Genomic DNA, 19743 nt, shown 5'->3' on the forward strand with positions numbered 1-19743 from the left:
GCTCATACGTATGAGCAAGAGGCTCGCCTCCTGCCGCGTTGCACTGCTTCTACGTATGAGCATGGAAGGTACGCACGCCGGGAGTTGGGGTCAACGGAGTGCGCGAAGGTTTTTTTCGGGAACATGTCCGATCTGCGTCCGACAGGTGCCGGCACCGGCGTCGCCCCCTCGCCGCGGGAGGCGCGGCGGGCCGCCCGAGCCGCCGGTGCGGGACGCTCGTAGGACGGGCTCGTAGGACGGCTCGCGGGACGGCTCGTGGGAACCCGATGCCGGAACGGACCGACTACCGATGCGGAGGGGTCGTCCCTCCCCGCACGTGGTCGTTCAGAGAACGGTGGGTTCCGATGTCAGACGCCGCGAGACCGCCCGCACCCTCCCCCGAACGGCCGGGAGGCGCACGGCGCTTCGACTGGCGCGGGCTGGGGGCGGACGCTCGGGCCGCGGTGCCCGACGCCAGCCTGGCGCTGGTGATCACCGGCCTCGTCTTCTGGTGGCTGTGGGCCCGGGTCGAGAACGGCACCTCGCCCAGCATCCAGATGATGCCGCCCTTCGAGGACGCGTCCGAGTACTGGTGGTACTGGCTGTGCCAGGCCTTCGGCTGGTCGGCGCTGCTGTGGGCGTACGTCACGGTCGTCTTCGGGCTGCTCAGGTCGGGGCCGCGCCCGCCCTGGCGCTGGATGGCGGCGGCCCGGGTGGAGAAGTGGCACCGCACCACCAGCCTCACCACGATCGGGCTGATGTTCCTGCACATGGCGACGTTCTTCGGCGCCGAGCTCCAGACCAACTTCGAGAACCAGCCGATGGGCGAGCTGGTGCGGGTGACCCTGGTCAAGGTGTTCGTGCCCGGCGGCTACGCCACCGGCACCGGCCGGATCGCCATCCTCCTCGGCCTGCTCGCCTTCTATCTGGCGATCGTCCTCGGGCTGGCCTTCTACGTGCGCCAGACCACCGGCTCCCGGCTGTGGCGCGCGCTGCACCGGTTCATCATCGTCGTCTACGTGCTCAGCGCCTGGCACACCCTGCTCTACGGCACCAACGTCTGGTTCGAGGGCTCCTTCCGCACCCTGGTGTGGGCGCTCCAGATGCCGCTCGCCGGGCTGCTGCTGCTCCGACTGCTGGCACCGGCCCGACCCAGCGAGCGGCTCCGGCTGCGCGGGCCACGCCGCGAGTCGCGCCCGCTGCCGCTGACCGCGCGGCTGGCCGGCCGGCTCGCGGCGGTGGCCACCGTCGCCGGCCTGGCGGTCGTCGTCATCTCGGGGGCGGACGGCGGCCGTTCCGACCACGGCCACTCGGCGGGACCGTGGCCGGAACAGTGGGTCATCTGGACCGGGCTGCTGGCCCTGACCCTCGTCCTGGTCACCGTCGTCCACCGCCTGCGCCCCGCGCGCCAGCCGCGCGCCCACGGCCGGGGCCCCGAGAGCGACGAGGGCGACGAGGGCGACGACCTGGACCCCGAGCAGCCCCGAGCCGCCGGCTGACGGCGGCCGGGACCACCGGGATCAGGTGTACTTCCAGACCCACACGCCCTGTTGGCTCCGGCTGTTCTGCACCAGCGTCCATGCCGCACGGTGTGGCTGGTCGGACAGCGACAGCTGTATGGTGTCGCCCCCGCTGGGGAGCGGCAGTCGGAGAACCTGGTCGCCAACGGCGTGGGTGATGCTGACGCCGGTTCGTGTACGGCCGCCAGGCGAGGTGATCTGTTTCCTTCTCCGTGACGCGACGCAACAACCTCCGCCCAAGCAGGGGATGGTTCTCGTTTCGGGGTGGTTGACCTGTGGGCGATGCCCACAGGCGAATCGGCGCGATGTTCGCCGACGCCCTGCCGATCCTGGTCGACGGCGCGTTGGACCAACTCCTTCGACGTTCACGAACAGCTCGGCAGGGCCTCGAGCAGCGTCATGTGTCGTGGTCCGCGCCGGGGTTTCGGCCGGTGTGCTCCGGGGGGACTCGTGCCTCCACCTGTTGGGCGAAGGCGAGCCAGGAGTGCGCGCAGTGCCGCGCGACCGCCGCCACCAGCTTGACGCAGTGGGTGGGCACGTTCTCCGCGAAGCGGCGCCGGGCCTCGGGGGACAGCGTGTGGGCGTCCATCAGGCGGAGCATCGCGCGACCCAACTCGGAGAACCGCAGCGACGGGTCGCGTTTGAGCTTCGCCAGCGAGCTGACGCCCTCGGCGATGGCCGGGGGCGGCTTCCTCGGGGGGCCGGCGCGCCGCGTGGCGGTGCGGGACCCGGCGGGGCGCAGCCCCGGCGGCACCGGGTCCTGCCCGGAGGCCAGCCTGCGCCGCACGTCGTGGGCGGTGCCGACGGAGATGTCCGCCTCGCGGGCGATCTCCCGGATGCTGGCCTCGGGCCGCTCCCGCAGCAGCCGGCTCGCCGCGAGCCGCCCCTCCGCCGCGTTCAGCGGCCTGGTCCTTCCGTCACGGCCGACGCGCTCCCCGGGTGCCGGGACCTCTCCCGCCGACCGCCGGCGGAGCGCCGCCACCGTCTTGGCGGAGAGGCCGGTCACGTGGCCGACGGCCCGGTCGGACCACTCGGGGTGCGAGCCCACGATCCTGCCGGCCGCCGCGGTGCGGTCGGCCAGGGACAGCGGCAGGCCGTGCACGGCGTTCAACCTGACCGACATCGCGAACAGATCGCGCTCGCCGCACTCCAGCAGCCGCGCGTGGATCGCCTGCTGTCCTCGGTGCACGGCGGCGTGGACGCGATGCGCGCCGTCGATCACCCGCATCGTGGCCCGATGGACGAGGATCGGCGGCACGGTGCTCTCCGACGCGGCCAGGACCCGCACATGCTCGGGATCCACCCCGGCGAGGCGCGGGGAGTCCGACAGCCGCAACTCCGAGACCGGCACCAGGACCACCGGGATCTCTTCCACCGGCTGCCCCGAGAGCAGCAGCACCTGCCCCCTGGGAGCGCTCGACGCGGCGTGCACACCGCGCCGAACGCGTACTGCCATTTCCATAGTTCTTCGCCCCCCGGCTCCTTGACACCACTTCAGACACAGGGCCCACCCCTTCGCCAGTCTCACCGACGACCCGACGAAGAGTCAACACAGTGTCGAGAGATCGATGGAGTGTCGACTGACCGACGGTTTGCCGACCCGCCGTCGAGCACGTGCCGTCGGGCCGTAACGTTGCGGGTATGGATCAGCAGGACTTCAGCGATGGCACGCCGGCCGCGGGAACACACCCGGAACCCCGCGTTCTGTGGGGGGACATGCGGAAGACGGCCCTGCTCGACGCGGCGGAGGAGTTGCTCAGGCACAAGGAGCCCGACGCGATCAGCATCGAGGCCATAGCCAGGGCGGCGGGGCTGTCGCGCTCCTCGGTGTACTTCTACTTCGACAACAAGAACGCCATCATCGCCACCCTCATAGGCCGCGCCGTGAACCGGATGATGGCGACCTTCGGCGAGGAGCTGGCGAAGGCGGGGGAGGCCAGCCTCGACACGACGCTGGCCCGGATCCTCAAGGCGCTGGTCGGCTTCTGGCACGAGCTGGGGTTCCTCTACCGGATCGGCGACGCGCTCGTCGGCAGCGATCCCGACGTCCGCCTGATCTGGGACGACGCGTTCGCCCGCTGCGCCCAGATGCTGGTCGACATCGTGCGCCGCGACCGGGCCGCCGGCTTCGAGGTCGCGGCCCTTCCGGAGACGGACTACGAGCGCGCGCTGGCCCTCTCCCACATGGCCAACCGCAACATCTTCCTGCTCTTCACCCGGGAGCACACCGACGCCGAGGAGGACGAACTGATCGACATCCTCACGTTCCTCGCCCTCCGCGGCCTCGGCTACCCGGCGTCCTCGTAGCGCTTCGTCAGGTGGGGGGCGCGGCCGGCGCTCGGCCGTCAGTCGGGCAGGTTCCCGTCGCCGCCGTGGTTGGCCACCATCCGGCGCAGCACGTTGACGGTGGTGACGAAGTCGGCCTCCGTCACGCCCTCGTGCGTCCGGTGATGGATTCGCCGGTTCCGCTCCCCCGCCCGCCGCCGCCCGGCCTCGCCGTCCTCGGTGAGCCGCATTCCGCCGGTGGCCTCCTCCGTCAGCCAGCCGCGTGCGACGAGGTCGTCGTAGACGGCGTCGAAGTCCGTCGCCCGGTCGTCGTACGCCGCCAGCCGCTCGGTCAGCGCCGCACGCGTCCAGCGACCCGGCTCCCCCGCGGCGTGGTTGAGCGTCCACCAGTGCGGCTGGGTCAGCCCCTCGACCGCCAGCGCCTCCCGAAGGGCCCCGACCACGAGCCGGTGCGCCGCGCCGCTCCACCAGCCGATGGGTTGCGCGGCCAGCTCCTCCACCGGGTACTCCCTGATCACGGACATGTTCGGTGCCACCTTCTCTCGTTCTCTCGCCCGCCATGGAACGCCTCGACCCTAGGAGTTCAAGCATGATTGAGGTCAACCGCCGCTAGGCCGTTGCCGGCGCGCCCCGGCCCGGGGTCAACAGCGCCGTCTCGCCACGGGAGATGTCGGGCCGCACGGCCTCGGTGCCGCCCTCGCGCCGGAAGACGACGATCTCGCCCGCCGTGAGCGAGGCGGTGCGGCGGGCCGCCTCGGCGCCGAGCACGCGGCCCGCCGCCTCGGCGAACCGCGCGTCGAGCGCCAGGACCACGTCCGCCGTGGACCAGAAGACGGAACGGCGTGGGGCGCCCCGGCTGACGTGCACGACGGTTCGCCAGCGGCCGTCGGCCAACCGGGCCGGCGGCGGGCGGCGTTGGTCGCACACCAGGGCCTGCGGGCCGCCCGCCACGCTCGGCGGCGCCGGCGGATCGGCCGGCCAGCCGACCACGTCGTCGGTGACGGTCAACCGGTCGCCGGCCGCCCGCGCGATCGCCGGCCACTGCTCGGGCACCCGGGTGGCCGCGGTGACCCGGGCGCCGAGGGCCAGCAGCCGGAGCGCGATGAGCCGGCCGAACAGCGACTCGCCGAGCACGCAGATCCGGGTTCCCGCCGGGCCGGGCGCCGGCAGGGTGACGGGCCGGCCGACCGGGTCGGTGCCGAGGTGGACCCCCACGCGCAGGGGCGTGAGGCGGAACGAGGGGCCGGTGTCGTCACGCCAGTCGACGGCGGGCAGGCCGGCCGGCTCCGGCGGGATGTCGGGGATGGTCATGGCGCTCCTTCAGCGTCCGGCGCGGGCCGGCCCCGCGAGACCCGCCACGGCCACGAGCGACCGCACGGGATGGGCGAGGGGCAGGGTGGCCAGCAGGCCGGCGCCCTGGTCGGGCACCAACTCGCCGACCAGGCCGGCGCGTTGCAGCCGTTCGCGTTCGGCCACGGCGTCCCGGTCCACGCCGCTGACCACCCGAACCGCCGTCCTGAGCCGGATGGCTGGCCCTTCCCTGGTGACGGTGGCCGCCGTGACGACCCGTTCCGCGGCGCGGCCGGCCAGGCCGGTCAGCAGCCGGCCCCAGTCGTCCTGGCCGTGGACGCGGGCCGTGACGGTGCAGTGGGTGGCCGCGCCGCCGGTCCAACCGCCGGCCAGGGCACGCCCTTCGGCCGAGACGTCGCCGGTTCCCCGCAGCACGGCGCGCACCTCGGCCGCGCCCAACGGGGTGCTCGCGGCGCCGAGGGGGGTCAGCCGGGCCGCGAGCCTGGCGGTGGCCGCCGCGAGGGCCGCGCGGGCGCCGGTCGCCCCGCCGCCGCGCCGGTCCACCGCTTCTGGCGCGGCGAACGGGTCGAAGCGGACCACGAGCCACGACCGGACGGCGATCGGCCGCGCGCCGGCGGGGAGTTGTCGGTAGGCGATGGTGGGCTGGTAGCGGTGGTGGACGTCCCACGGCGGCAGGCCGAACTGCTCGACGACGAGTTGGGCGGCGGCCGGGCGGGCCGGGTCCTCGTCGAGCCAGCGGGCGACGAGCCCGGCGGGCAGCGAGGGCAGGGTGTTCCCCGGGAGTTCGAGGATCGCCGCGAGGCCGCGCCCGTCGGCGATCACGCCGAGGTCGGGGCCGTTGCGGTCGGGCACCTCGATGACGTCGAGGGTGGGCAACAGGGTGCGGACGACGCCGAGATCGTCGGATCCGGCGCCCGCCGCGGCGCGGGGCGTGGCCGGGGAGCTGGTGCGGAACGAGCCGGCTTCCGCCCCGGCGAGGAGCCGCTGGTCGGCCCACCGCCCCCGGAGGCGGAGGAGTGCCCCGGCCGTCACGAGGGCGCCGGCCCCGGCCAGCGCGTAGCCCCAGGGACTCTGGAACGCGGCGCCGGCCACGGCGCCCCCGAGCCCGGCCTCGACGGCGACGAGCCTGGCCCGGCCGATCCGTCGCTGGTCGGCCTTCACGATCGGTCTCCGCTCTCTCCGGTCTCGCCGGTCTCGCCGGTCTCGCCGGTCTCGCCCGCCGCCGTGTCACCGAGCGCGCCTTCGAGCTGCTGCCTGGCCGCCGCCTCCGGATCGAGCACCGGTCCGGTGGGCAGCAGGCCGACGAAACTCCGCGGCACGGACGGCGCCTCGGCGGGCTCGTACCGCAGCCGGCGCACAGCGTCGGAGGACGCGAACGGGTAGGCGACGGCGCTGTCGGTGATCAGCAGGTGGGTGCCGCCGGTGCCGGCCGAGGCGGTGGCCCTGACGAGCGCTCCCGAGCCGGCCGGCAGGTAGATCTCGTCCAACGGCCCGAGGCTGGCCCCTTCCGGCGCGGTCACCGGGGTGAGCCCGGCCGGCTCCGGCATGGCGCCCGGGAGGTGGACGGTGGCGCGCCAGGGCGCGTCGCCCGGCTGGCCGCCGGGCGGGGTGCTCACGCACACAGGCTGGTTCCGCGCGGGTTCCTCGGCGATCGGCAGGGTGTCGGGCCAGGCCGGGTCGCCGGGGGCGGACTCTCCGGAGCGGGGGGCGCGGCCGGCGTCGGTGGCGCTGATCTCGTGGTCGGCGGCCGCCGTGCCGAGCAGGACGTACACCAGCTCGGACACGGAGACCAGGCCGTCCTCCCGCACCAGGTAGAACTGCCGGCCCGCGCCGCCCTCCTGGGTGTGGGCGACGTCGCCGACGGCCGCCTCGAAGGGCAGCCCCGCCGCGGGCGCGCCGTCCGACTCGTCCCGCTCCGGGATGGTGATCGCCGGCGCTTCGGGCACGGTGGCGATGACGTGCGTCGGCAGCGGCACGGCGGTGACCCCCTGGAGGCCGAGCAGGTCACGGACGCCCGGCTCGACGGAGTGGCGGCGCCCCTCGGTGAGCAACCAGAGCTGGCCCTCCTCGGCCTGGACGAGCACGGTGCCGCCTCCGGCCCCCTCGGTGTCGGCGGGCGCGATCCCGGGGACGGAGAGGTACAGCACGGTGCGGGTGGGGTCGCCGCCGGTCTCGGACGGGATGGCGCACAGCGTCCAGTCCTCGGCGGTCAACGCGTCGGCGGCCGGCAGCGCGTCGGGGGCGCCAGGGATGCCGACGGGCAGGCCGCGCGGCGCCTCGTCGAGGGTGGCCTGCCGCACCTCGGTGAGCTCGCCGCCGCCGACCAGGAGCGCGGAGGCGAGGTTCAGGGCGGGGTGCACGGTGCCGTCGTCGACGACGTACCGGTCGCCGCTGTCGCCGACCACGACGGCGCCGGTGGCCGGCAGTCGGGGGCCGCTGCCGCCGCCGAGCCAGCCGGCGATGCCGAAACCGGCGGCGATCAGGACGGCCAGGGCGACGCCGCCGCCCAGGGCACGGTTGAGCCGGCGGCGCGGATCGAGGCGGGCCTCGTCGGCCCCGCGGAGGAGACTGGTGGTGCGGCGGCGGTTCTCGTAGGCGTATGCCTCGGCCTGCTCGCGGGTGGTCGACATCTAACGGGTCCGATTCCGGTGGGTGGCAGGCGGGGTGGGGTGCTCAGGGGCGGCGTCCCCGTCGAGCCAGCGGAGCCCGGGTCCTGCGGGCCTGGCCGGCGTCGGTGGCGGCCGGTCGTGTGCCGGGCTCCGGCCGGCCAGCCAGCCGCGCCGGGCGGCGCGGCGCACGGCGGGGGCGGCGAGCAGGCCGAGCAGGACGGCGAGCAGCACGGCTCCGCTCCAGGCGAGGGCGGTCCGCGCGGTGCGGGACAGCGGTGGCTCGCCGTGCGGGATGGCCTGGACGGCGATGTGCCCCTGGCCGGCGGCCGGTTCCTCGCCCTCACCCCCGCCCTCGCCCTCCCCGCCTGTCTGGCCCGCCAGGTGGGTGAGGGCGCTGAACGGGTCGACGACGCCGGCCCCCGTGCGGTCGCCGCGGCCCCCGCCGAGCGGGTTGGCGGACTCCGTCAGCCGCCCGGCGACCTCCTCGGCCGACAGCTCGGGGAAGCGGGACCGCACCAGGGCCGCGGTGCCCGACACCTGGGCTGCGGCCATGCTGGTGCCGGCCTCCGTCCGGTAGCCGGAGCCGCCGGGCGCGACGACCGCCATCTCCCCGCCGTAGCCGACCAGGTCGACCCACTCGCCCGGGTTGGACGAGTCCATCGGCTGGCCGTCGTCGTCGACCGAGCCGACGGCCAGCACGCCGTCGTAGGCCGCCGGGTACATCCCGCCGTCCGGCACCCCCTGACCGCCCTCGTTGCCGGCCGCCGCGACCACCACGACGTCGGCGGCGACGGCGCGGGCCACCGCGTCCCTGACCGGCTCGTCGTCGGCGGGCCTGGCCAGGGACAGGTTGAGGACGCCGGCGCCCGAGGCCACCGCGTCGTCGATGGCCGCGGCCAGGGTGCGGGGCGTGGCCTGGTCGACGCCGTCGTCGAGCCGGACGGGGTAGACGGTGGCGGCGGGCGCCACCCCGGCCATCAGGTCCGAGCGGCGGGCGGCCACCAGGCCGGCCACGGCGGTGCCGTGGCCGACGCAGTCCTGCACCGGCTCGACGGCGTACCGCTCGAACTCCTCCTCGGTCCGCAGCCCGTCGAACTCCGCGCCGTCCCGCACCTGTCCCGCGAGGTCGGGATGGCTGGCGTCCACGCCGGAGTCGACGACGGCGACGGTGACGCCGGCCCCGGTGGCCAGGTCCCACGCCTGCCGCAGCCCGAGCCGGTCGATCAGCGGGTGCGCCCCGGTGCCGTCCGGCAGCTCCTCCCCCGCCGCCTGGCTCCGGCACGGCTCGGCGACGGCCACCGGCCCGAGGCCGGGGATCAGCGGCTGGCCGGCGACGACACCCAGGGCGAGCACGACCGCCAGCGCACCGCGCCGGAGCCTGGCGCCCTCGCTCCCCGTGCCCGCGGCGCTCCTGCCCGCGGCCCTCATACCTGCGGCCCTCATGCCCGCAGCTCCAACAGCGCCGAGTAGACCTCCCAGACGGCCAACACCAGCGGGACGACGGCCAGCAGCGCCACCGTCTCGAAGACGTCGAACGCCCGCGCGAGGCGTGGGTTGAGGCTGACGCGGCCGGCGGACAGGGCGACGCCCCCCGAGACCAGGGCGAGCAGCAGCGCCGCCGGCAGGGCGACGCCGAGCAGCGGCAGCGCCTCACCGACGCGGTCGGTCAGCGTGAACCCGGCGGCGCCGACGACGGCGAGCAGCGCGGTGGCCAGCGGGACGGCGACCTGGCCAGCCTCCCTGAACAGCCTGGCCCGCAGCAGCGTCAGGACCACGAGCACGGCCCCGAGCGCCCAGGGCCAGGGGCCGGGCGACGCGAACAGCACCAGCGTGCCCGCGCCGGCGACGACGTGTCCGCCCACCGACAGGCCGCCGAGCAGCCGGCGGGCCCTGGCCACCCCGGCGCGCAACGCCTCGTACTCCAACTGGCTCGGCAGGGCCTCCAGATCCTCGGGGGAACCGGCCACCCGGGGGGCCGGGAGGCGGGCGAGGCGCAGGGCGAGGGCGGGCCACAGGGTGGAGAGCGCCAGGGCGAGCGGGGCGGCGACGGACGCCGCCTCGGCCGGGCGCACGTCCCACCCGGCGGACAGCAGGGCGCCGGAAGCGGCCAGCGGTCCGACGACCACCAGTGCGGCGAACGCGCCGTCACCGCCACCCACGAGCACCGGGCCCAGGGCCCCGACGGCGGCGAGGACGGCGCAGGCGAGGAGCAGATGGCCGCCCGTGAACCCGTCGACGGTGCCGGCCTCGGTGCCGAGCAGCCGGACGGCGCCCAGCATGGCGGGGGGCGCGGCGAGCAGCGCGGCCACCGTGCCGGCGGCGACGTCGCCGAAGGCGCGGGCGAGCAACGTGCCGACGGCGAGGGTGCACAGGGCCACCGCGAGGCCGAGCCAGCCGGGTGTCCGGCCGATCGCGCCGGCCAGCGCGCCGCAACCGACGAGGACGCCGACGGCGGCGAGCGCGGCGGCGGTGCGGCGCGTCGCGGCGGCCGGCCAGCCGGTCAGGACCGCGTGCTGCCCGATGACCTCGGTGACGTCGTCGTACAGCGGCGGGGCGGTGTCCTCGTCGCCGTGGCGGAGGAAGAGCAGGTCGCCCTCCTGGACGCCCTGGGCGGCGAGCGGCACGGCGGCGTCGAGCCGGGTGCCGTCGCCGCGGCGCACGCTCCAACCGCCGTGCCGCACCCCGCCGTCGGCGCCAGGATCCTCGCCGGCGTGCCGCAGCAGGCTGGGCAGGAGCCTGGCCAGCGGCACGCCGGCCGGTACGGCGAGATCGGCGCGGCTGCTCGGCCCGGCGAGGCCGATGCGGACGAAGTCGGTGCCGCCGGTCGTGGGCGGCCGCTGGAGGGTGCTGCCGTTCATGGGCTGGTCCCGGTGGTCTGGTTGGACAGGGGTGAGTCGGCCCGGACCAGCTGCACCGGCACGTTGCCGAGGCGGCGGTGGACGAGCATGCCGCGGCCCTTCCTGCGCTGCGCGGGCTTGACGCCCCAGATGGGCATCTCGTCCCTCGGCACGCTCAGCAGGACGGCCGGGGTGTTGAGTTCCTTGAGGCGGGCGAGCACGGGCTCGGCGACGGCCCGGGAGGCGCCACCGGCCTGGCGGGCTATGTAGAGGTGCAGGCCGATGCTCCGGGCCTGGGGCAGGAAGTCGAGCAGGGATTTGAGGGGGTTGCCGCGTGAGGTGGCGACCAGGTCGTAGTCGTCGACGAGGAGGTAGATCTCGGGGCCCGTCCACCAGGACCGGTCCCGGAGCTGTTCCGGCGTGACGTCCCCGCCAGGAAGGCGCTTCCGCAGCCCCTCCGCCAGCCCCGCGACGATCTCCAGTGATCGCTCGTGGCTGGTGGAGTACCCCAGCAGGCTCGGCCCGTCGAACTCGCGGAGCATCGTCATGCGGTGGTCGAGGATGATCAGCTTCGCCTGCTCGGGAGCGTTGGCGGCCACCACCTGGCGGGCGACGCCGCGCAGCAGCGAGGTCTTGCCCGACTCGCTGTCGCCGATGACGATCAGCCCCGGCTCCTCGCCCGGGGTGAACACCACGGGTTCGAGGCGGTTGCTCTCGATGCCGACGGTGACGCCCTGCCGCGGCCCGGTGGGCGGCGGGAGTTCGGCGAGGGCGACGGTCGTCGGCAGCAGCCGCACCCGGGGAGCGCGCGGTCCTGGCCAGCCCTCCTCGACGCGGCGCACCAGGTCGGCGACGCCGTCGGCGAGCCCGTCGCCAGAGTGGACGCCGTCGACCCGCGGCACGGCGGCGAGGAAGTGCAGCTTCTCGGCGGTGATGCCGCGGCCCGGCCGGCCCGCGGGGACGGTGCGCTGGGCCTTCCGGTCGACCTCCGAGTCGAGGGCGTCGCCGAGCCTCAACTCCACCTTGGTGCCGATGAGGTCCCGCATGCCCATCCGCATGTCCAGCCAGCGGTTCCCGGTGATGACCAGGTGGATCCCGTAGGTCAGCATCCGGCCGGCCACGGCCATCAGGGTCTGCTCCACCTCCGGGTAGGTGCCGCGCAGCACCCCCCAGCCGTCCACCACCAGGAACACGTCGCCGTGGGCGTCGTCGGTGATCCGGCCCTCGGCCCGGGCGGCCCGGTAGTCGGCCATGGACTCCACGCCGAGCTCCCGGAACCTGCTCTCCCGGTCCTCAAGCACCTGGAGCACCTCGGCGACCGTCCGGTTGACCACCTCGGCGTCCAACCGCCCGGCCACGCCGCCGACATGGGGGAGCCGCGCGAACGGGAAGAGCGTGCCGGAGAAGTCCAGGCAGTAGAACTGCACCTCGGCCGGGGTGTGGCGGAGGGCCAGGGACGCCATGAGACTCCGCAGTGCGGTCGACTTGCCGCTGTGCGGCCCGCCCACGACGGCGACATGGCCGCCTGCGCCGGTCAGATCCAGCTCCAGCGGATCGCGCCGCTGGTGGAACGGCCGGTCGACGACGCCGATGACGGCGGTGAGCGGTGGCCGGGCCGCCGCGCTACCGAAGCCGCGCCCCGGCCGCTCGGCCAGGTCGCCGAGCAGCGCGTCCAGCGGCTCGGGCTCGTCGAGCGGAGGCAGCCACACCTGGTGGGCCTGCGGGCCCTGCCCCGTCATCTGCTCGACCATCGCGGCGAGGACGGTGCCGCCCGGCTCCTCGTGCTCGTCGAACTCGTCGGGCTCGGCGCGTGGTTCGGGATCCGGGGCCCGCTCCTCTTCGGGCACCGGCAGATACCCGGCCGGGAAGGGCCGCACCTCGGCCGAGCCGCCGAGCGCGGCTCCCCCGCCGTCCTCGCCGACCCGGTAGGGGCCGGAGACATAGGCCGCCCGGAACCGCTTGAGCGTGGCGGTGCCGCTCTTCAGATAGCCGTGCCCTGGGGCGCTCGGCAGGTGGTTGGCGTCGGGCACGCCGATGGCCGTGCGGCTCTCGGCCTCCGAGAACGTCCGCAGCCCGATCCGGTACGACAGGTGCGCCTCGAGGCCGCGCAGCCGGCCCGCGTCGAGCCGCTGCGACGCGAGCAGCAGATGCAGCCCCAACGACCGGCCGAGCCGCCCGATCTGCACGAACAGGTCGGCGAAGTCGGGCTTCTGCGCGAGGAGTTCGGAGAACTCGTCCACCACGACGAACAGGCTCGGCAGCGGCGGCAGCGGCGCGCCGCGCTGCCTGGCCCGCTCGTAGTCGCGCACGGAGACGAGGTTGCCGGCGTCGCGCAGTACCTCCTGCCGGCGGTTCATCTCCCCGGAGAGCGCCTCCCGCATCCGGTCGACCAGGGTGAGGTCGTCCTCCAGGTTGGTGATCACGGCGGCGACGTGCGGGAGTTCCGCCATCCCGGCGAACGTCGCGCCGCCCTTGAAGTCCACCAGCACGAAGTTGAGTTGCTCGGGTGAGTGGGTGGCCGCCATCCCCGACACCAGCGTCCGCAGCAGCTCCGACTTCCCGGAGCCGGTCGCCCCCACCAGCAGCCCGTGCGGACCCATCCCGTTCTGCGCCGACTCCTTGACGTCCAACTCGAGCAGCCCGCCGTCCGCCGACACCCCGATCGGCACCCGCAGCCGGTCCCGCATCGGCCGCGACCGCCACAGGGTGTCGAGATCCAACTGCCCAGGGTCCTGCACGTTCAACAGAGCGGGCAGGGTGTTGACGGCGGGCGTCAGGTCCTCCACGTCGGTGGCGGCTGCCGCCGAATCCACCCGGAAGCGGGCCAGCCGCCGGGCCAGCGCCTCGGCCTCGGCCGCGGACAGGCCGTCCGCCGTGCCCAACTCCTCGCGGCTCTCGCCGCTGAGCACACTCAACGCCGCTCCGTCCCCCACCTCGAGCCGCACCCCGTGCGCGTCGGTCAACGCCGCGGCCCGCCCGTCCACGTCAAGCACCGTGACGCCCTGCATGCCGTTCGCATCCAGCAGCGCCTCACCGCCGGTCACCAGCCCCCCGTCGACCACCACCAGCAGGTGCGGCACCTCGGGATCCGGCTCCGCGTCCCGGCTGAACCGCGTCCGACGGGTCAACTCGGCGCCCAGCCACTCCTCCAGCACCGCCAGGCTTGGATGCAGCATCCGCACCGGACCGACGTGGTCCACCTCCTCGGGATGATGCGCGTGCGGCAGCCACTTGGCCCACCCCCACTCGGGCCCCTCAACATCTCTGGCACACACGACGATCCGCAGATCACGTGGAGAATGGAACGTCACCGCGTGCGCGACCACCGCCCGGAACAGCGCCCGCGCCGCGTCGTCCGCGCCACCGGAGACAGCGAGCGAAGCGAACCGCCGCAGCGCCACCTGCACCGGCAGATCGGGCACCACCGAATGCGTGTCGACAAACCGCTTCAGCGCCACCGACGACAGCGGATCCAGATCCTCGACCGGCGCCGACTCCCCCGGCACCAACGGCGTCGCCAGATACCGCGGCCCCGCGCCGACCCGCACGACCCCGAAGTCGTCGTCCGTGGCCCGCCGCTCCCACAGCCGCCGGCTCTCCGCCACCACCCACAGATCCCCGGGCCGCGGCGCCCCCCACCCCATCGCCTCCCGCTGCGCCCGCGCCGTCCGCCGCACCTCGACCCGCGTCCGCTCCAGATACCGCAGATACTCCCGCCGGTCGTTCCGCGCCTGACTCCGCACCGACCCGCGCTGTCGCACCACGGACCCGATCACCATGGCGAGACACGACACCAGGAACAACGACCCGACGATGTACCCGATGGGCCCCCGGTTCATCGTGAGCATGTACAACACCGACCCAAGCCCACTGAGCGCGGGCAACGCGGTCATCCACAGATTGCCGTCCTCAGGCTTCGGCAACTCCGGCGGCGGCTTCAGCACCACCTCACTCCGCGCCACGACGGGCCGCGCGGCGCGGGCGGGACGGCGGAATATGATTGTCGGGCTGGCCACTATAAATCCTCTACTCCAAATTCACTACGCTTATCCGATTCCTAGCACCCCAGAAATCCATCTCCATCCGGCCCTCATGGAATATTGCCCCACATCCGGCGAATTCAGTTTTCCATACTCCAACTTCCGTCAGGGTTGGGCACGTCCACGTCGGCCATTTCTCCATCCTTTTGATAAACAGCCGCCTGGTCACGCCCCGAGAATGCGGTCCCCCGCAAGTCAATGTAGTCGAAGCCCGCTTCGTCCTCAATTCTGGACAAAATTCGGTCAATGCTGACCCCCCTGTCATCGCCAGCCTCCAGCTCCTCCTCACTGTACAGGGAGGTATTAGGGTCGTCTTGCGCCGAGTAATCGAGGGGCGGAAGAACGAGCGCCCCAGACCCAGTTTCAAAATCATCATGCAACTCCCCGTCATCTTGCGCCTGAATTGCAGCCGCCGTCATTGCATGACGCATTGAGAGGTCGCCATAAATCGCATATTCATACTGCTCCCTCGAGATATCAAGTGGCGCCTGGGGCTGATAGTAATTCGGGGTAATACCGTTCGCCCACCCATACGCCGTACCACCCAGTGAAAAACCGACAGCCGGATTGCCGCTCGCCACGGTGCCCCCCACCCCGATTCCAGCTGCCACCGTGCCTCGAACAAGCTTTTCTTTGAACGCATCCTCCGCGTCCTGACCGCCAACAATATCGTCGATCGCAGCCAACCTTCCATGATGGATAAGACCCTCCAGCACCCCTATCTCCTCGGCTGCGATATGACGTCCACCGCCATCGACCGTGAATATCCGATCGTACGCCCGGTTCGCTTCCCACGCGTAAACGCCTGCACCAAACACAGAAGAGGCTTCTTCGTCGGTTTTCGCCATGAGTTCGAATATACCGTAGCGCTCTTCCTGTTCATAGGTGTCGGTATTGGCGATATCGAGAAGCCCAGGCAGCCGATTCAACGTGGTCTCGACTAGGGCTCTTTGCAACGGGGCATACTCTTCATTTCCATCGCTGGCCCCGCCTGATCCCGGATAGAGCACCTCATGGTTGACTGCGGCATAACGAATCACATTGTCCGCCGCCGCCATGTACGGATCGGCATCCACCCCATCTGCCGGAACAGTGCCGCTCCTAATAAAATCAGCGAGGCCGTCTGTGTCGCGCCAATAGCCATCGAGCGCACGAGCTGTTTCCCCTTCATCTCCGAGTACCGCTACGGCTGCCTCGGGATTTAGGGAGGCCGCACCCAGCAGCCCACTACTGACACGCATCGAGTCGGCGTCGGTAAGAGCGCCGTGCCTGACAGGTTCTGCGTTGCCCACTGTGAGGGCCGCATCAACCATGTCGAGGCTGAAGGCCGTTCCTGAACCTATGCTGGCACTTCCCATCAGCGCACTCAGACTGTTGAAGTCATCGATATCTGTCGCGTTCAGTCGGTAAGACCCTGAAAGAGCACCTGACGGCGGGTGATATGAGATACGAGTCCCGGCTTGCTCGGACTCTGGAATGTCATAGATAAACTGTCGAATAGACTGCGGAGTCGCCACCGCCCCAAACTCGCCGTCCGGGTCAATGCCTCCAATATCGGGATTCATCAACATGTTGATGCCATTGGCCACCGCTGTTTGCGCGACCTGAACATTCGTCGGCCGGTCAGGGCCTCCAGTTTCCACATTGCCCATCGCGCCCAAGGTGGTGAGATCTTCCGCTTCCAGGGCATGAAAGAACACGCTGAGGTAGGCAACTTCTTCGCCGGTCATTTCCCGGTTAGGGTCACCAGCACTAGGTGGGTAACCATATAGCCCCTCAGCTATTCCAGACAGACCCTGAGTATAGAACTCCAGTCGGTCAGGATCAGGGTTCGCCTTATCCAACTCTCCCGAAAGGCCGTCAGCAGCCCACAGAGCCATGTCATCGTTGTACCAGAGGTTCAGAGGTCCAGCTCCGACGTCATACCCGAGATCGCCGAGTTCGCCGGCCTTAGTAAGCATGGCGGAGCGATAGTCATCGATCTCGCCCTCGATTCTCCCATGAAAGACCTCGGCATCCTCCGCCGCCTTGCTCAGGAAGTGCTCTCGAATTCGATCGATCGCATCCTGCGGAAAGGTCCAACCGGAAAACACATTACCCCCTGCGAGGTAATCCTCACCGGCTATAGTGACGTATGGAGTAGGAGTGAGATCCGTTATCCGTCCGGCCAGATTGTCAACGCTTTGCTGAAATTGGAGCAACTTCTCGTTATATTCTGCCTCAGCGTCAGCCTGATGCTCCAGGAGCATGCTCACCGCGTCGTTGTGCAGATCAAGCACGTCATCCGAGGCGGCAAGAGCGAGCGTCGTCGCGGAGTTGATGATGTCCGCGACCGACTCGATGTCGTCGCCGCTGCCCTGGAGGTCTCGGCTCGTGATCGCGATGTTCTCCTCGGCCTCGTGGTGGGAAAGGCCATCCGTTGAGGCGCTGTCCGCCGCCTCTTCCGAGGCCAGAGAGGCGAGTTCGCCGGCGTCGGATGCCTTGCCCGCAGCCTCCGCGAAACCGCGGGAATCCGAGGCCATTTGCTCGACATCGATCTCGTCTCTGAAGTCGGTGGCGGCCGTCCATGGGTCGCATTCGGCTTCGGCAATGACGTCTTCGCGGTCGAAATAGACACCGGACACGCGGATCCCCCTGTGAGTTGAATAGTCCTTCGGCGCCGACGGCTCAGACGCCGTCCGCAACCTGGCGAGACACCTCACTGATCGTCACCGAGGAGGCGACGTGGGAGGCGGCCGCGTCCGTGTCCTCGCCGATGGCCGCCGAGGTGTAGCCGCCGTCGCCCATGTCCTGACGGTCCTCGGCGGCTCGCTGGACGCCGCGGGACTGCTCGTCGCGGGTGTTGTTCACGGCGTTGGTGAAGCCCTCAGCGCCGCCAAAGGCGGAGGGGCTCGCCTCCACGATGCGCAGGTAGCGGTGCGCGTCCTCAGCCGCGTCCGACGACGCGTAGCTTCCCTGCGCGCCGCTGCGCAACCCGTCGGGGAGGTATTCCGTTCCGTCTTCGCCGCTCATCGTCGAGTCCTCTCCTCTCACAGGTCGCCGAGAACGCCGCGGCCGGCGGTCCGGTTGGGGGTCCACACGGTGGGGTCCTCGGTCAGGTCGGTCGGCTTGCCGTGGCGCGGCTTTGGTTCCTGCCGGGACGCGGTGCGCTTGGCCGCGCCCGGGGCCGGCGCCGGGCTGCCGGTGAGGCGGGCCGCGGCTTCGTGGGGTTGGCGGCGCCAGGTGGTCGGGGATTCGGCGGACAGGCGCTGGCGGGTGCCCGCGCCGGGCGCCCGGGCCGTGCCCGGGCGATGAGCGGCCGCGCCCGGCGGGGGCGTGTAGGGGCGGCCGCCCTGGGCGGCCTCGTGGAGGGCGAAGCGGGAGGCCACCGTGGCACGTTGGTTGAGGTGGTTCATGGCCTGCTGCACCACCGGGCCGTGCGGCAGGCCACCGTGGCCGACGCTGGGCGGCAGCGTGCCGCCGTAGAGGCCGGCCAGGCCGGCGGCCGTGCCGCCGAGGCCGACGCCGGTGGAGATCGCGCCGGGGCCCGTGCCCAGGCCGGAGAGCCGCGCGGCGTACTCGGTCACCTCGCCGAACGGCTGGCCCGTGACCGGGTCGATCCATCGGCTCGTCACCGGGTCGAACTCGCGGCCGGAGGCCGGGTCGACGAGGAAGCCGGTGTTCGGGCTTCGCACCCAGCCGGCGAAGTCCCCCTCCTCCGGGCCGAGTACCCGGGAGTGGGGGTAGTCGCCGGCGCCGATCTGGCTGCCGTTGGCCGCCTGGACCAGGGGGGCCGCCACGGCGTGGCCGCCCGCGGAACCACCCCCGGCCCCGACGCCGGCGTCGGGAGCGCCGGCCCCACCGCCGCCGCTCCCACCTCCGCTCCCTTCACCGCCCTCGGGGGCGGCGGGCACCTCGGCCCCCCGCACCTGCGCGATGCTGAGGCCGAGCCTGTCCCGCACGGCCTCGGCCTCGCGGATCAGCCGTTCGCGCTCCTCCCGCTGGCGGTCGGCGGCCTGGACCGCCGCGTTGCCCTCCTCGGGCCCGGCCGGCGTTTCCATGGCCCGCTCGAACTCGGCCTCCAGTTCCAGCGCCCGCTCGGTGGCCACGGCGGAGGCGTCCGCCGCGGCGTTGAGCTGGTCGGCGATCTGCCGCGCCGCCTCGCTCGCACCCGCCGTCCAGGAGGCCGTGCCCTCGATCCGGTCCGCCAACTCGGCCAGGCCGATGCCGGGTTCGGCCACCGCATCCGAGGCGGCGCCCGACAGCCGGTCGCCCTCAGCAGTGCCCGCGCCGGCGAGGGCGATCCAGGCCCCGGCCGCAGCGTAGATGCGCACGTGCACGGCGCTGTAGACGTCGTCCACGACGCCGAAGAACCGCTCTTCCGATGTCATGTCCCCGCACCTCCGCCGCGTTCCTGCCCGCCCGCCGGGACGTGCAGGAAGTCGTTCAGGTAGCCGATGGCGTCCGCGGCGGAGACCAGCCGGCCCTGCGCGTTCTCGTCCGTCTCGTCGGCGATGTCCGCGGCCCGGCCCGCGCTCGCCGTGATGTCCGCGACGCTGTAACCGGCCCTGGACAGCTGATCGAGCATGGCTGCGGCCACCGTGGCCAGCGCCTCCTCGGCCGTCGCCCCGTTCGGAGCGGTGCCGAACAGCCCCTCCGCCGAGGCGACCGAGATGAACCTCAGCCGCATCTCGGCGAGTTGCTCGCTGCGCTCGGTCGCGGCCCCGGCCCGGCGCATCGCGCCGGCGTTGAGTTCCTGGTCTTCTTCCTCAGCCATGCCTCGTTCCCCCCATGGTTCTCGCGGCGCCGCGGGTCAGCCGCGGCCGCCCGCGGCCCGGCGCATGGCGGCGCCGCCCTCGATGCCGATGTTCTGGACGTCGCGGATCGCCTGGTTCTGCGAGCCCACGCCCTCGTCGAAGGAGCCCGCCTCACGCCGGAACTGCTCGTCCCGCGTGTTGAGCACCTCGGCGATGCCCGCGTCGACCTGCCCCTGCTCCACCAGGCCCATCAGCCGGGCGTGCACGTTGCTCCAGATCTCGTTGTACTCCTCGCGCAGGGCGGCGGTCCTCGTCTGGATTCCGTTGAGCCCCTCGCTGCGGAAGCGGACCAGACCGTCCCCGTACTCCGTCATGATGTTTCTCCCCCTCGTTGTTCGTCGTCGGTGGTGGCGGCGTCGTCGATG

The 19743-nt window shown here is 72.5% G+C and carries 15 protein-coding genes; 2 read left to right on the forward strand and 13 right to left on the reverse strand.

The window, feature by feature from the left end:
* Nucleotides 1–443 precede the first annotated feature (443 nt).
* Nucleotides 444–1478 (forward strand): ferric reductase-like transmembrane domain-containing protein, encoded by a 1035-nt coding sequence (locus ACYVPE_RS10820; protein WP_461033268.1) that lies wholly within the window; start codon nucleotides 444–446, stop codon nucleotides 1476–1478.
* A 418-nt stretch (nucleotides 1479–1896) separates the two neighbouring features.
* On the opposite strand, the gene ACYVPE_RS10825 is transcribed toward ACYVPE_RS10820, so the two are convergent.
* The gene (locus tag ACYVPE_RS10825; RefSeq protein ID WP_461033269.1) at nucleotides 1897–2955 is read right to left on the reverse strand and encodes a ParB/RepB/Spo0J family partition protein; all 1059 of its coding nucleotides are present in this window, start codon (nucleotides 2953–2955) and stop codon (nucleotides 1897–1899) included.
* A 185-nt stretch (nucleotides 2956–3140) separates the two neighbouring features.
* Between ACYVPE_RS10825 and ACYVPE_RS10830 the strand changes: the two genes are divergently transcribed.
* Nucleotides 3141–3806 (forward strand): TetR/AcrR family transcriptional regulator, encoded by a 666-nt coding sequence (locus ACYVPE_RS10830; RefSeq protein WP_461033270.1) that lies wholly within the window; start codon nucleotides 3141–3143, stop codon nucleotides 3804–3806.
* Between the two features lie 38 nt (nucleotides 3807–3844).
* Here ACYVPE_RS10830 and ACYVPE_RS10835 read toward each other — a convergent pair whose 3' ends face one another.
* The 12 genes from ACYVPE_RS10835 to ACYVPE_RS10890 all read right to left on the reverse strand — a co-directional run bounded on the left by ACYVPE_RS10835 (nucleotide 3845) and on the right by ACYVPE_RS10890 (nucleotide 19692).
* On the reverse strand, nucleotides 3845–4309 hold the full coding sequence (locus ACYVPE_RS10835; RefSeq protein WP_461033271.1) for a MarR family transcriptional regulator: 465 nt from the start codon (nucleotides 4307–4309) through the stop codon (nucleotides 3845–3847).
* Between the two features lie 85 nt (nucleotides 4310–4394).
* Entirely contained in the window at nucleotides 4395–5096 is a 702-nt protein-coding gene (locus ACYVPE_RS10840; protein ID WP_461033272.1) for a hypothetical protein, read from the reverse strand.
* A 9-nt stretch (nucleotides 5097–5105) separates the two neighbouring features.
* Nucleotides 5106–6257, reverse strand: coding sequence for a type VII secretion protein EccE (locus tag ACYVPE_RS10845; protein ID WP_461033273.1), 1152 nt, complete (start codon nucleotides 6255–6257; stop codon nucleotides 5106–5108).
* The gene (gene eccB / locus ACYVPE_RS10850) at nucleotides 6254–7726 is read right to left on the reverse strand and encodes a type VII secretion protein EccB (RefSeq protein ID WP_461033274.1); all 1473 of its coding nucleotides are present in this window, start codon (nucleotides 7724–7726) and stop codon (nucleotides 6254–6256) included. The genes ACYVPE_RS10845 and eccB overlap by 4 nt, the downstream gene beginning before the upstream one ends.
* Complete coding sequence (locus ACYVPE_RS10855; protein ID WP_461033275.1) at nucleotides 7727–9148, reverse strand: S8 family serine peptidase; 1422 nt, start codon at nucleotides 9146–9148, stop codon at nucleotides 7727–7729.
* A complete protein-coding gene (gene eccD / locus ACYVPE_RS10860) occupies nucleotides 9145–10563 on the reverse strand; it encodes a type VII secretion integral membrane protein EccD (RefSeq protein WP_461033276.1) in 1419 nt (472 codons plus the stop codon). The genes ACYVPE_RS10855 and eccD overlap by 4 nt, the downstream gene beginning before the upstream one ends.
* Nucleotides 10560–14558 (reverse strand): type VII secretion protein EccCa, encoded by a 3999-nt coding sequence (gene eccCa / locus ACYVPE_RS10865; protein WP_461033277.1) that lies wholly within the window; start codon nucleotides 14556–14558, stop codon nucleotides 10560–10562. The genes eccD and eccCa overlap by 4 nt, the downstream gene beginning before the upstream one ends.
* 104 nt (nucleotides 14559–14662) lie before the next feature.
* Complete coding sequence (locus ACYVPE_RS10870) at nucleotides 14663–17206, reverse strand: hypothetical protein (RefSeq protein WP_461033278.1); 2544 nt, start codon at nucleotides 17204–17206, stop codon at nucleotides 14663–14665.
* Between the two features lie 43 nt (nucleotides 17207–17249).
* Entirely contained in the window at nucleotides 17250–17594 is a 345-nt protein-coding gene (locus ACYVPE_RS10875; RefSeq protein WP_461033279.1) for a hypothetical protein, read from the reverse strand.
* 17 nt (nucleotides 17595–17611) lie between these two features.
* Entirely contained in the window at nucleotides 17612–18952 is a 1341-nt protein-coding gene (locus ACYVPE_RS10880; protein WP_461033280.1) for a hypothetical protein, read from the reverse strand.
* Entirely contained in the window at nucleotides 18949–19338 is a 390-nt protein-coding gene (locus tag ACYVPE_RS10885; protein ID WP_461033281.1) for a hypothetical protein, read from the reverse strand. Before ACYVPE_RS10885 ends, ACYVPE_RS10880 begins: the two co-directional genes overlap by 4 nt.
* A 36-nt stretch (nucleotides 19339–19374) precedes the next feature.
* Entirely contained in the window at nucleotides 19375–19692 is a 318-nt protein-coding gene (locus ACYVPE_RS10890; RefSeq protein ID WP_461033282.1) for a hypothetical protein, read from the reverse strand.
* Nucleotides 19693–19743 lie beyond the last annotated feature (51 nt).

It is taken from the genome of Streptomyces mayteni (genome assembly GCF_054783955.1).

Coding starts and splice junctions, on each gene's coding strand:
- ACYVPE_RS10825 (WP_461033269.1), bottom strand. CDS start 2,955: ATGGCAGTACGCGTTCGGCGCGGTGTGCACGCCGCGTCGAGCGCTCCC.
- ACYVPE_RS10890 (WP_461033282.1), bottom strand. CDS start 19,692: ATGACGGAGTACGGGGACGGTCTGGTCCGCTTCCGCAGCGAGGGGCTC.
- ACYVPE_RS10830 (WP_461033270.1), top strand. CDS start 3,141: ATGGATCAGCAGGACTTCAGCGATGGCACGCCGGCCGCGGGAACACAC.
- ACYVPE_RS10885 (WP_461033281.1), bottom strand. CDS start 19,338: ATGGCTGAGGAAGAAGACCAGGAACTCAACGCCGGCGCGATGCGCCGG.
- ACYVPE_RS10835 (WP_461033271.1), bottom strand. CDS start 4,309: ATGTCCGTGATCAGGGAGTACCCGGTGGAGGAGCTGGCCGCGCAACCC.
- ACYVPE_RS10880 (WP_461033280.1), bottom strand. CDS start 18,952: ATGACATCGGAAGAGCGGTTCTTCGGCGTCGTGGACGACGTCTACAGC.
- ACYVPE_RS10875 (WP_461033279.1), bottom strand. CDS start 17,594: ATGAGCGGCGAAGACGGAACGGAATACCTCCCCGACGGGTTGCGCAGC.
- eccB (WP_461033274.1), bottom strand. CDS start 7,726: ATGTCGACCACCCGCGAGCAGGCCGAGGCATACGCCTACGAGAACCGC.
- ACYVPE_RS10855 (WP_461033275.1), bottom strand. CDS start 9,148: ATGAGGGCCGCAGGTATGAGGGCCGCGGGCAGGAGCGCCGCGGGCACG.
- ACYVPE_RS10840 (WP_461033272.1), bottom strand. CDS start 5,096: ATGACCATCCCCGACATCCCGCCGGAGCCGGCCGGCCTGCCCGCCGTC.
- eccD (WP_461033276.1), bottom strand. CDS start 10,563: ATGAACGGCAGCACCCTCCAGCGGCCGCCCACGACCGGCGGCACCGAC.